Annotated in this window: 14 protein-coding genes; 4 read left to right on the top strand and 10 right to left on the bottom strand. The window is 34.8% G+C overall.

The features are described 5' to 3' along the window. Positions 1-4: 4 nt before the first annotated feature. From I589_RS04825 to I589_RS04810, 4 genes are read right to left on the bottom strand one after another with little or no spacing between them, the layout of a single operon-like run. The gene (locus I589_RS04825; protein ID WP_010769240.1) at positions 5-1,303 is read right to left on the bottom strand and encodes a PTS sugar transporter subunit IIC; all 1,299 of its coding nucleotides are present in this window, start codon (positions 1,301-1,303) and stop codon (positions 5-7) included. A gap of 3 nt (positions 1,304-1,306) precedes the next feature. Continuing rightward, a complete protein-coding gene (locus I589_RS04820; RefSeq protein WP_010769241.1) occupies positions 1,307-2,833 on the bottom strand; it encodes a DUF4127 family protein in 1,527 nt (508 codons plus the stop codon). Beyond that, positions 2,830-3,636 carry a Cof-type HAD-IIB family hydrolase gene (locus I589_RS04815; protein ID WP_010769242.1) on the bottom strand — a complete coding sequence of 269 codons (807 nt, stop codon included), beginning with the start codon at positions 3,634-3,636 and terminating at the stop codon, positions 2,830-2,832. The genes I589_RS04820 and I589_RS04815 overlap by 4 nt, the downstream gene beginning before the upstream one ends. A gap of 9 nt (positions 3,637-3,645) precedes the next feature. Beyond that, positions 3,646-4,317, bottom strand: a complete 672-nt coding sequence (locus I589_RS04810) for an N-acetylmannosamine-6-phosphate 2-epimerase (RefSeq protein ID WP_010769243.1) — start codon at positions 4,315-4,317, stop codon at positions 3,646-3,648. 265 nt (positions 4,318-4,582) lie between these two features. On the opposite strand from I589_RS04810, the gene I589_RS04805 reads away from it, so the two are divergent. The 3 genes from I589_RS04805 (at position 4,583) to I589_RS18460 (ending at position 5,512) form a co-directional block, all read left to right on the top strand. Beyond that, the gene (locus I589_RS04805; protein ID WP_010769244.1) at positions 4,583-4,792 is read left to right on the top strand and encodes a hypothetical protein; all 210 of its coding nucleotides are present in this window, start codon (positions 4,583-4,585) and stop codon (positions 4,790-4,792) included. Between the two features lie 219 nt (positions 4,793-5,011). Next, the gene (locus tag I589_RS18465; RefSeq protein WP_010769245.1) at positions 5,012-5,161 is read left to right on the top strand and encodes a hypothetical protein; all 150 of its coding nucleotides are present in this window, start codon (positions 5,012-5,014) and stop codon (positions 5,159-5,161) included. Positions 5,162-5,341: 180 nt separating this feature from the next. Continuing rightward, positions 5,342-5,512 carry a hypothetical protein gene (locus tag I589_RS18460; RefSeq protein WP_010769246.1) on the top strand — a complete coding sequence of 57 codons (171 nt, stop codon included), beginning with the start codon at positions 5,342-5,344 and terminating at the stop codon, positions 5,510-5,512. A 204-nt stretch (positions 5,513-5,716) separates the two neighbouring features. Here I589_RS18460 and I589_RS18030 read toward each other — a convergent pair whose 3' ends face one another. From I589_RS18030 to I589_RS04780, 6 genes are all read right to left on the bottom strand, one after another. Then, positions 5,717-5,986: a hypothetical protein gene (locus I589_RS18030; RefSeq protein WP_071875926.1), complete on the bottom strand. Its 270-nt coding sequence runs from the start codon at positions 5,984-5,986 to the stop codon at positions 5,717-5,719. 186 nt (positions 5,987-6,172) lie between these two features. Then, the gene (locus tag I589_RS04800; protein WP_010769247.1) at positions 6,173-7,219 is read right to left on the bottom strand and encodes a zinc-binding alcohol dehydrogenase family protein; all 1,047 of its coding nucleotides are present in this window, start codon (positions 7,217-7,219) and stop codon (positions 6,173-6,175) included. A 192-nt stretch (positions 7,220-7,411) separates the two neighbouring features. Beyond that, the gene (locus I589_RS04795) at positions 7,412-8,500 is read right to left on the bottom strand and encodes an L-dopachrome tautomerase-related protein (protein WP_010769248.1); all 1,089 of its coding nucleotides are present in this window, start codon (positions 8,498-8,500) and stop codon (positions 7,412-7,414) included. A gap of 29 nt (positions 8,501-8,529) precedes the next feature. Continuing rightward, positions 8,530-9,060 carry a YbhB/YbcL family Raf kinase inhibitor-like protein gene (locus tag I589_RS04790; RefSeq protein ID WP_010769249.1) on the bottom strand — a complete coding sequence of 177 codons (531 nt, stop codon included), beginning with the start codon at positions 9,058-9,060 and terminating at the stop codon, positions 8,530-8,532. 91 nt (positions 9,061-9,151) lie between these two features. Beyond that, complete coding sequence (locus I589_RS04785; protein WP_010769250.1) at positions 9,152-9,802, bottom strand: endonuclease III domain-containing protein; 651 nt, start codon at positions 9,800-9,802, stop codon at positions 9,152-9,154. 31 nt (positions 9,803-9,833) lie between these two features. Continuing rightward, positions 9,834-10,202, bottom strand: a complete 369-nt coding sequence (locus I589_RS04780) for a winged helix-turn-helix transcriptional regulator (RefSeq protein ID WP_010769251.1) — start codon at positions 10,200-10,202, stop codon at positions 9,834-9,836. A gap of 230 nt (positions 10,203-10,432) precedes the next feature. Here I589_RS04780 and alsS point away from each other — a divergent pair, with 230 nt between their 5' ends. After that, positions 10,433-12,109 carry an acetolactate synthase AlsS gene (gene alsS / locus I589_RS04775; protein WP_010769252.1) on the top strand — a complete coding sequence of 559 codons (1,677 nt, stop codon included), beginning with the start codon at positions 10,433-10,435 and terminating at the stop codon, positions 12,107-12,109. The last annotated feature ends 308 nt before the right edge of the window (positions 12,110-12,417 follow it).

Genomic DNA, 12,417 nt, shown 5'->3' with positions numbered 1-12,417 from the left:
TACGTTAAATATTTTTTTCCAATGATTTATTTGCTAATCTAACAAACGGTAAGTAGATGAATACCCCAACAACAATTAAAAGAATTTGTAATAGTGATGCTCGCCAATCGCCATTCGTCGCTAAATAACCTGAAATCACTGGTGGGGTTGTCCATGGAATTAACACGGAGGTCTTCGCTATCAGTTCAAAAGCGGTTGCATAATAAGCAATAGTTACTGTGACAATTGGAACAAGAATTAAAGGAATTCCTAATAATGGGTTGAACACTACAGGTATGCCAAACATCAATGGTTCACTTACATTAAACAAAGATGGAATAATTCCCACTTTTGTAATTGAACGATAATCTTCTCTTTTGGATCCAATCATAATTGCAATAACTAGACAGATAATCATTCCGCCACCACCCATCCATCCGAATGAATCTAAGAATGGTTTAGTGACAATATTGGGTAGCTCTTGTCCATCTCTAAGTGCATCCATATTTTGTTGTATGGCAGTTAACATAACAGGTTCCCCAATTGAACCTAATATAAATGTGCCATGTAGTCCAAATGCCCACAATAGATTACTTAGCAATACATAAAGTAAAATTCCTCCAATTGATTGAAACGATGCAACTAGTGGTGCTTGAAAGAATTTTGAAATAAGTGTTGGAATATCCGTATTTAGTGACCAAATAATTAAAACTTCAATAAGACCTAGTAGTAAAGTTACTAAAAATGTTGGAATAAGGATATTGAACGACTTAGATATTGATGGTGGAACACTTTCTGGCATTTTAATTTTCAGCTTGTCCATCTTAGTAAATTTGCACAATAAAGTAACTGAAAATAAAGTTGCAATGATTGCTAAAAACATACCTGTTGCGCTTGTTTGTGTCTGAGTCATCGTAGCTGTGGCGGTAAAAGTTTTTCCATTCACATCTGTTAAAATGATTTGTGCGGGTAAAACAATCATGTACGATACAAGGCCGACTACACTCCCTATGAGCCCCTCCTCACCAAAGCTGACAGCTAATTTGTAGCCAATCGTCATAGCAATTAATAGAGCCATAACACCTAGTGTGCCATTATAAATCTGATTACCCAAATCCGACCACTTAGCTGCCGCTTCCACATTTTTTAATAACCCATTTGTTGGACTCAAAACGAGGTTATTGATTAATACCCAAAAAGAAGCAATGATTGTAATAGGAATAAGTGTTACAAATCCATCACGGATGGCTGTGATATGGCGCTGACTAGAAAACTTATTTGCAAATACCAGCATTTTATCAATAAATACATTTGATTCATTCATAGATTAACTCTCCTCACTTTTTACTGTACATAGAATTTCAAACATCCGGTTCCAGGGAAACGATAGTTGATCAAGTGTGATTTTTTTATCGGTAAAGCTATTTTTTAAGATTGATTGATGATAATCAATAATCCAGTTACGAACAATCTCTCTTATTTCCATCTCTTGATCTCCCAAATCAAAATAGGTCAATCCTCGTTTTTCTAATTGTTCATTTGTAATTTTTTTTCTAATAATCGTTTGATAGAATAAGTCTTCATACAAATTACATAGTAGATTTTCGCGCACCTTTTGTCCATCATATGCATTTTGACAAAAAGCTAGTGCTGCTATGCTACTCCCTAAAGAATTACAATTCGTATTCCATGCTTTGTAGCTAACTAATTGTTCGAGTACGCCAACATCATCAAGCAATTCAATTAATTCAATTTCACCGCCATTAGAGAATGCTGCATCACACAGTGCGACTTTTTTTTCTTCCTCTATATCTGCTTGGATTTGCTTAATAAATGGAAGGAGCTGCCTAAAGCTATCATACGTGATATCTTTTTCTGTAAGCTGGTCCCATGATTCTTGCATATTTTTCCCAGGAGTATTGTAAGCCAGGATAAAGTCTGCATGATCAGGAGTATCGGATAATTTAAATCCAGCAGCTAGAACATGTGATTTTAGGCTTTCATTCATTGGACGATCCTCATACAAAGGAATTATTTGCGGTCCTAGAGTAGAACTATAGCGTACATAAATAGAAGGAGTTGTTGATAAATAGTCATTGTAAGCTCTTGCAATTAATGTGAACCCAACTTCATCGGCCCCTGGATAGACCATAACTTTTTCTTTCAATCTTCTTTTACTAATCTCACCATATACTTCTTTTTGATCCATTGCTGTATATCCATAAGGGGCAGAGTCATCTTGTGGAATACTCAAAAAGTCGATGACTCCTTCTTCCGCTAAAGTGACATGTAACAAATTTACGTCAAGGTTAAATCTTCGTCTATTCTCATAATCTTCAATCACTTCATCGGGTAGTCTATCTTGTACTTCTTTTTTTTCCACAAGTTCCTCATTTGTTAAGCTTTCGCGGGCAAGTTTATCTTTTAACCAGCCATATCGGAAAATGGATTCTCCAAACTCTTCATAATAATCAGGCTCTTCATCGGAGCTATTATACTTTGGTGTACGCATGATTAAGTTTGAGAAGAAAATCTTTTTTTCTGGATACCTATTTTTTAAATCTATAAGAAACTGTTTATATGTTTCTAAATCATTTGCAGATTTTTGATGTAGCCTAGAAGGTAAAAGGCCTCCATAAAGGAGCATTTCTGCAGAAAATACACCATATTCACAGTCATCAAAATTTTCCAATAGGAACTGTCGAATTTCTTTTACTTTTCCTGGTTTCTTTTTCACACCTAAGAGCTCAATAGAAGGTGTTTTTATCATCAGCTCATTGTTTACATTTGCTGTTTTTATTGGATAAATTGCATTACATGGGCGTTCATCTAATGGTATATAAAGTATTTTCATTTAATTAACCCCCTATGAGAGTAGATTTCATCAACAACATCGCCAACAGTCGGAACGTAATAATTTGCTTTTTCCCTAATTTCTTCTTCTGCATTTTGAACAGCATAGGAGTAATTTGATAAGGAGAACATCGAAACATCACTCTCAGCATCCCCAACAATGTATAAATTTTTCGAATCAATCGCTAACTGCTTCTTAATTTTTTTTACTGCCTCTCCTTTTGAAACATGATTAGAGAAAATTTCTAAAGAAGAAGGACTTGTTTGGACAATATTTACTTTTCCAGCACCTAAATTGTTGTTAATGTCTTCCTTAATTTGATTGAAAACTTGACTTTCACCAAAAGTTAAATAAATGGTTGGTGAAATAGCTCCTTTTAAAACATAAGATGGAAGGTCTTCAATAATTAAAGAAGAATCAACAAATTCTGCCACATTTTCAGGATTTCTTGGACTTGGAAAATGTCTGTGTACTTCATCAGATACTTCTGTTCGTAAAGATTTGCTAAAAACTGCTTGGTTGATGATTGAAATATATTTCTCTGGAATGGTCTCTAAAAAAATGGTTTCATTTTTTTTATTTTTTATCACAGCACCATTTTGACTAATTCTGAATTCGCCAGAAAAACCAAGTTGCTCTTCAATATATTTGATATCACTATCCATTCTGCCAGTGCACACGATAAAATGTCCGCCATCTTGGCAAAATCTTCTTAAATTTTCAAGACTCGTTTTATCAACTTGCCCGCTTTCATTTAATAATGTTCCATCGAGATCACAAACTAATAAAACTTCATTTATCATTTCTTTAACCTACCATTTCGTTGCTTTTACATATCGTTCAGTGATTAATTTGGGTCTTGTAATAATTGACCCTACTACTACAGCGTATGCGCCTAATTTTAATGCTTCAGTAACATGCTCAGGTTTATTTGTATGTCCTTCCATAATGACTGGTACCGAGACATTTTCTAAAATTTTTTTTAGTAAGTCAAAGTCTGGTTCTTCGGTTGATTTTGAATAAGAAGTATAACCAGCTAAAGTTGTAGAGACTAAGTCAAATCCTAATTTTTCTGCTAAGACAGCTTCTTCAAGTGTTGAGATATCAGCCATAGCTAAGCGATTATTGTCATGAATAAGATGCAATAAGTCTTTCAATTTTTCATCATTTGGTCGAGATTGTATAGTTGCATCTAATGCAATAATTTCTGCATCTGTTTTTAATAGCTCTGTAACCTCCTTTTTTGTAGCAGTGATATAAACAGATGAATCTGGATAATCACGTTTTAAAATTCCTATTACAGGTAAATCAACTAATTCTTTTATTGCTTGAATATCTTCCACCGAATTTGCGCGAATGCCTGCTGCGCCACCTTGTTTGGCAGCCAGAGCCATCCTTGCCATAATAAATGAGCTGTATAACGGTTCGTCTTCAAGTGCTTGACAAGAAACAATCAGGTTTCCTTTTAAGCTATCTATGTTCATACTCTCACTCCTTTCTGGCATTACTTTACACCTTTTTTTTGTATTTGTAAATGTTTTTCACCTTTTAACATAAAAAGAAAAAAAATTACACCTTTTTGTAGAGTGAAAAGCCACAGATAAACAAAAAATTAGAGAGATCTTTCTTTTGTAAGAGTTTTTTTATTTTCTAGTCTGTTCGCTTTACATATCGAACGAATGTTCTTATAATGAAGAGGTACTTAGAAAGAGTATTTCTGCGTATTGGTGAGAAGGAGTGATTATTTTTATGAAAATTAATCTAAAGAAATATGTTGATGAAACAGGGCTTTCTTTAACGGAGCTGTCAAAAAAAACAGCGATTCCCTATGATAGTTTAATTGATATGTACGCAAAAGATGAATTTGATGAGCATGTGTTAGGCGTGACTCATTTAACGAATTTAATGATTGCCTTCGACTTAACAAATATCAATCTGCTGGTTCCAGAAATGAAGTAGACCTTAACGAATACGTGATGAATCGCTGCATCAAACGGATGATTGACGTAGTGATTCATCACGTATTTGTTTCACTAATCTTTTAAAAAAGAGATAAGGAAAGTCTAGTGTTAATCAGTAAACTAGATAAAAAACGAAATTTGTGCTATTATTAGTGTAGGAATTTCGTTATGAACGTTATCGTTGCCTTTCGTCATTACAGAGAAAGGAGAATGCTATATGACATTCAATAACAAAAAATTAGAGTATCGAGTAACATTGAATACAGAGTTAAATCTGTTTATCGTTTTTGTCAAAGACGATGAAAATACATTTGCTACTGGTACAACAATTGAAAATGCAGTAAAAGAATTAGAAAAAATCGCATAAGGAGTTACACTCTCTCATGGAAAATGACAATTCATACTGAAAGCATCTACTATTACGAATGGTAGGTGCTTATTTTTTACTATATTTTTGGTTTTCCTTTGTGCAATTTGTTACACTAAACTTATCAAACAGTGAATAAACATAGAGTGAACTAAAAAGATGTAGCTAGGAGGCAATGATATGAAGAAATTACGTAATGCATTTGTACTAACAATTATATATTTACTTATCTCAAATTTAGGAAATATATTCTTTGGTGTTTCTGAACGTTTTAGCTGGACAACCACCTTGTGGGAAGGCGCATTCTTTTTTATCTTTGTCTTTCTTATTCAAAGTTATAGAAAAAAATAAGCTTTTGTTGTTTAGACAAGCTAGCGTAGCAATAAATATTTGTAGGATAAAAAATGTGGACAGTAACACTTTTGATAATGCACCTTGACTTTTTAATTCATTATGTAGCTTTTATTTACTGAAGTATTAAAAAAAAGAATGTCTAATCAAATCGTTATACCCATAAAAAAATAGACCTCACTTTTTCGCTGAGGTCTATTTCATTTATTCAGGTGTTCCTATAATCGCAATGTAACTATCTATATTGATAATCCGCATTTTTTTTATATTAAATTGCCCACGTTCATTGTATCTTCCCTGTACCTCCAAACGATATTTATGCATTGGTAAGCTCAATACATATTTTGACAGATAGCGGTCTTTAATGACGCAATTGATACACTCATCATTTTCAAACATCAATATTCCAGTTATAGGATAATTTCCTTCTTTGAACACCTTCACATGAGTTAATAATCCAGTATGAGTTTCCATAGATAGAGTTTACGACGGAACCAATAGAAAGTCAAAAATGTGCAACTTTTAACAAAGAGAATGCGTAATTTTTTCGATTTTTGCTGGTTAATTTTTCTAAGTAGTGGTTACTGTTCTCAATATTTATTGAGAAAGAAAAGCAGAATGTTCAGGCTCTTGTAATTGATAAAGGATGAGCTATCAATTTCATGAGTCATTGCCATTGAAGGGGCCACTAATAACGATTTTTCCAAGCATGTGCCCACTTTCTACATCCTTAGTTGCTAGTTTTAGATTCGATGCGTTAATTCCATCTGAATATACTTTACTCAAGGTTGTTTTTAGCTTTCCTTCATTTGCAAGCTTGGCAATTAATTCAAGTTCTTGACCTTGTGTTTCAATCATATAATGATAGTCTGTTTTAGCAAACATATACTCCCAATCAAAGCTAACTGATAAATTTTTCCATGCACTTAAATCGATAGGTTCATGGATTCCGACAATTGTTCCAACATGTCCGTAGGGTTTTACTAAATAGTTAATCTGATCTAAGTAACGTGTAATATCAAATAATACAGCGATATAATCTACACTACTCACTCCTAATTCTCGAAAACTGTCTCTTAGGTCTTTATGGTAGTCTACGGGATGATCCACACCATTTTTTATTAACCATTCAAAATTTTTTGGACTAGCCGTCGCATAGATTTCTAAACCAGCCCAATGTGCTAACTGATTGAGCACTGATCCGACTCCCCCAGCTCCGTTGATAACTAAAATACTTTTTCCTTGATTGGCATCTTCTTTAGGAATCAAACCAAATTTTTCAAAAAGTAATTCGTAAGCAGTTAATGAGGTTAAAGGTAATGCAGCTGCTTGCTCATCAGATAAATTTTTAGGGGCTAAGGCAACAATACGTTCATCTACAACTTGATATTCTTGATTACTTCCTGATCGGGTAGTGGTTCCCGCGTAAAATACGCGGTCGCCAACTTTAAATTTTACTACTTCTTTACCGATTGCGACGACTTCTCCAACAGCATCAAAACCTAAAATACGCAGTGCATTTCTTTTAAGAGTGCCTTGACGCAATTTTGTATCTACTGGATTAACAGAAACTGCGTTGATTTTTACTAATAAATCACGTGGACCTGGGGTAGGGATACCTTCTTTTTCATCAATGAAACTTTGAGGAGACTCGATTGGAAGTCCTTCAAAAAAGCCAATCACATGCATATTCTTTCTTTCTGACATCAAAATTCCTCCTATTCTCTACTTTATTCTTCTAAATAAATTATGAACCAAAATTTTTTACAAAAGTCTCAAAAAATATGAGGAAAACTAGCAATAGAGTGCATAATTATTATCGCTATACAATGATCAATGGTCAGCATAATTCAGAGTATTCTACTATTTAGTAAGATAAAAACTAAGAATCACGTTCGTTTATTTTACTTTTGCAGGACCTTTTCCGATGAAAATTCTAAACAAGCTATAAGGTTTTTCACGTAGGTCTTCTCCTTTATGAAAGCCAGCCTGACGTTGTAATTGATTCGCATTAAAATAAAGATACTGATCAGGTCCAATTGATAATGTATCCGGCCATAGAATACGAGGATCATGGGTCAATGTTTCCATTGAGCCATCAGTATTGATGATACGAATACTATTGTTTTCATAGTCACCAGCATAAATTGTGCCATCTTCTGCGGTAATCATCCCATCAGAAGCACCCTTTTCTCCCCAGTCTTTCACATAGGATTCCAGCTGGTTGTCATCAATGTCTTTATTAAAAATCATATCCGTTTCAATGGAATATAAATGACGACTAGACAGAGGACTGAAAAACAAGGTGCTCCCATCTGGAGAAATCGCAATTCCATCAGCGGCCACTTGCCACGGTGAAGTTGAGCCATCCGTTCCACGATTCATCAAAATTTCACCCTCGACTTTAGGAACAAACTGTGGATCAACTGCAGTTGAACGAGCTCCATCCAAAATACGAAACGCATCCCCAGTTCCTAAATCAACCACAATCAATGCACCTGGACCCGTAATAGAAGAATCGGTAATATAGGCTATACCCTCAGTTCCACGACGTAAATCAATCCGTACATCATTTAAATAAGTAGTATCTAATACTACGTCGCTTGAAAATGTATAGATTTTTCTAATTTTATTTGTCCTTAAATCGACAGCGACTAATTTTGCTCCACCTTTAACGGGAACGTCAAATTTTGGTGCAGCAGTATCTAATACCCACAAAGTCCCTTCGCCATCAGCAACAATGCTTTGTACACTCAAAAATCCATTTTCAGGTTCTTGCGAATGAAAAGTATTTGCTTCTTGACTAGGATAAGGGATTAATTGACCCTCCACTATTTCAACCACAGTAGCTTTAACATCGTCACCCCACTCAGGGAAATTAATAAAAATTCTACCAGTTTCCGATACGCTGACTCCTGTGGGCATTTCATCATAAAATTCATGGATTCTTTCTAATTCACCAAAATATTTTTCTTTTGGATAATTCACCTTACATCTTCCTCTCTAAACTGATAATACTAGTTCACTTCTACTTCGAAATGAAGAACACCACGGGCTAAGACATGGTCAAAAACGTTAAAAATTAAAAAAGCAGGTGTGGAATCTTCAGAAATTTCAACTTTATCACTATCTAAAGCCCAAACGGTTAAGAAATAGTGATGTACCCCATGACCTTTAGGGGGAGCAGCTCCAATATATTTTTTTGCACGAGCATCATTTGGTAATTGAATGGCCCCTGACGGTAGTTTTGAGTTATCGCTGTTGCCGGCTCCTTGAGGTAATTCATTAACAGAAGCTGGAATATTGAATACTGCCCAGTGCCAGAATCCAGATCCAGTTGGTGCATCGGGATCATACAGGGTAACAATAAAACTCTTCGTTTGATTTGGCGCACCTGACCAAGAAATTTCAGGTGACAGATCTTGTCCCCCTTTGATACCGAAATCACCAGACATAAATTTTATGTCGGAAAGTCCCCCTTCAACAATATCTTTACTGGTCACTTCAAATGAGGGGACGTCTTTTAAACCTAAAAATGGGTTATTCATGTTATATCCTCCTAAAAATAGTTTTTTTGAACAGGACTAGACTAACCCTCACCCAATAAAATGTAAATTAGGGAATTTTTTTATACTGCTCTCATTCTTGAACCAGTTTAAAATTACTTAGCGCTCCTGTCTGCCAGTCGGCTTCTGATTTCAAATACATCTGACCGTAATCCACTAGCCACCCATGAAAATTCTGTGCCTGCTGATTAGTAAAATTATCTGGTAACTCAATCAATTCTTGAAGTTTAAGATAAGTAAGCTTCTCGCTGATTCCTAAATGATTAAAAATTCGTTGGGCATATTTATCCGCTATAAACATGACCTTCTTAAAAATAAAAACTAACAATACATCCGCAGTTTCATGTCCAATACCGTAAATACTCAACAATTCTTTGCGTAATACTGTCAGTTCTTTTTCTTGTATAATGGAAATATCATAGTTATAGCTTTGAAACCAAGCGAAAATTTCTTTTATCGCTCGTGATTTATTTTTATAAAACCCACTTGGACGAATCAGTTCTTGGATAATCTGCTGATCAGTTTCTGCCAGTTTTTCTGGAAAAAAACCAATCTTATTTCTGATATTTGTTAAGGAGTAGTCAACGTTTTTCCAATTGGTGTTTTGCACTAAAATTGATCCTACAACAATTTCCCATGGATTTTCCGTATCCCACCAAGTTGAATGATCCATCGTTTTACTCAATAGTTCGTATAATTCTTCGATATTTCTGATTTTTTTCACTGTAAAACCTTCTTTTTACTATCATTTTTGACTAATAGCCAGTTAAACTTTCTTCTTCAAGCTTACCCGCATTTTTGTGATTAAAGTCCTCTCCCCAATGATAGAGCAATTCAATAATGTTTTTTAAAGAATTACCATAGTTAGTCATCCCATACACAACCTGCAAAGGTTTTTCTTGAACTACCTTACGATAAATCAAACCATCTGTTTCTAAATCTTTCAATTGTAGAGAAACCATTCTTCTCGTGATTCCTGGGATAAATTTTTGTAATTCGTTATAGCGTAGCTCTCCGTCAAACATCAGATGATACAATATAACGCTTTTCCAACGCCCTGAAATAATTTGTAAAGTTGATTCCACCGCACAGCCATTTTCGCAATTGTATATTTTTCTTGTCATAATCAGTTTTCTCCTCTTATATATGTCTGCATGTATCATAAGTATTTACTTACTATTTGTAAACTAATACAACTTCTAAAAAAAAATCGGAGTGGAGTATAAAAAAATTCCCTAATTTACAAATATTTTTTTTGAATCTATAGTTCTCGGGTAAGCAAATTTATTACCATTACAATTTTCTCGAGTAATCCTAATAAACACTTGCAAAAAAATTTTAGGAGAGATTTATTATGAGTATGAATGGTGCAGATTTAATTGTGGATACATTAGTTAAGAACGGAGTGAAATACGTATTTCAATTACCTGGTGGTAAATTAGGTCCTTTATTGATGGCATTGAAAAAACGTGAAGAAAATATTAAGGTTGTTACGGTAAGACATGAACAGAATGCTGGTTTTATGGCTCAAGGAATAGGACGCCTTACTGGTAAACCAGGTGTAGTCATGACAACGTCAGGTCCTGGTGCTTTAAATTTGGTGACCGCCTTAGCTACGGCAACTTCTGATGGTGATCCAGTATTGGCTATCGCCGGACAGGTCCCACAAGCTAAGTTGCTAACACCCTACCCACAAAACCCGAATATTTCAGGTGTAATGAATGATTCAACTATTACTAAATATTCTAAGGAAATTGAACATACAGATGCACTAGCAGACGAAGTAGCTAATGCCTACGTTGCAAGTATCAGTGGAAATCCAGGCGCAGTTTTTATGGACATCCCAGGTAATATTTTGCTAGAAGAAACTGACAAAAACGGCTTAGAATTTTTACCCTTAGTAAGCCAGTTAGCCAATACAATTAGTGATAAATCAACTATTATTACCGCCGTAAATAAAATTAAAGCTGCAAAACGTCCAGTCATCATTATTGGTGCACGAGCAGCTGATGAAAAGGCTGCTACAGCCATTCAAGCGTTTGTTAGAAAAACTGGTATTCCTGTAGTAGAAACTTTTGAAGCAACAGGCCTATTGACTCGTGAGTTCAATTATAGCTATGTTGGCAGAGTAGGATTGTTTAATAATCTCCCAGGTGATGAACTGGTCTTTAATAGTGATTTGGTCATAACATTAGGTCTAAACTTAGTGGAGTATTGGGCTTCCGTTTGGAATACTGATAACAAGAGTATCATTGCTGTTGATACGGTAGTGGATCATTTAGACGAAACCTACATTCCTGACACCTTAGTTTTAGGCAACATAGCAAAAAACTTGGAAACTATTACTGATGGTATAATCGAACAAGACATCTCAGACGAATGGAAAGCGATTATTCATACTTTGCAAGAAAAATTAACAGAAAAAAAACAAGTTCCTGTACAAACCTCTACGGATGCATTACATCCGCTGGAAATTGTTGATTCTTTACAACAAATAATTGACTCTCATCCAAAGACTACTGTCATCATGGATGGCGGCAGCCATGAAGTATGGATGGGTTCTTATCTAAATGTCTATCAACCAAAACATTTTTTAATGTCTGATGGAGAACAAACATTAGGTGTTGGTCTTCCTTGGGCTATCTCAGCTGCTCTGCTTCGTCCAGAGGAAAAGATTTTATCTTCTGGCGGTGACGGAAGCTTTATGTTCTCCTCTCAAGAATTGGCAACTGTCGCTCATTACAATTTAAATATTGTTCAAGTAATTTGGGTTGATAAAGAATATAACATGGTTGAGTTTCAACAAGAATTAGATTATGACGGACAAAAAGAAGGAGTCGACATTGACTATATTGACTATAAAAAAATGGCGGAAAGTTATGGAATTCATGCCGTTCGTGTATCTTCTAAAGAAGCTTTAGATGCTGCACTAAACGAGGCTTACGCTTCTGATACACCAATGGTTATTGAGATGATGGAAGATAATAGAGAGAATATCCATTTGCGCGATAAGGAAATTTTTAAAGCATAGTAATCTTTGTTTTATGGAGAATAGCTGCTGACGGAACAGCTACCCTTACCAGAGGATCTTTTGATATTGAAGTAATAAACGAAAATACTCAAGAACTACTTAATAATATAGACTATTTATTAAAACACTTATGAAGTAATAGAATGTTTCAAGAAAAACAGCTTATTGCCGCTTTAGCTATAAAAAATTGAGCTGTAAAATTTTTGATGTGGATGAAGAAATTCATCTGCATCTCTTTTTTTTATAAAAAATAGAAATACATGAACATTAGAAAGTAGGAAGGCTTATAGGTAGTCATTTTCTAACGA

It is taken from the genome of Enterococcus phoeniculicola ATCC BAA-412, assembly GCF_000407505.1.
In the GTDB taxonomy this organism is placed as follows: Bacteria; Bacillota; Bacilli; order Lactobacillales; family Enterococcaceae; genus Enterococcus_K; species Enterococcus_K phoeniculicola.
The sequence above is the reverse complement of the archived record's forward strand: the minus strand, read 5'-3'. Positions and strand labels throughout refer to the sequence as shown.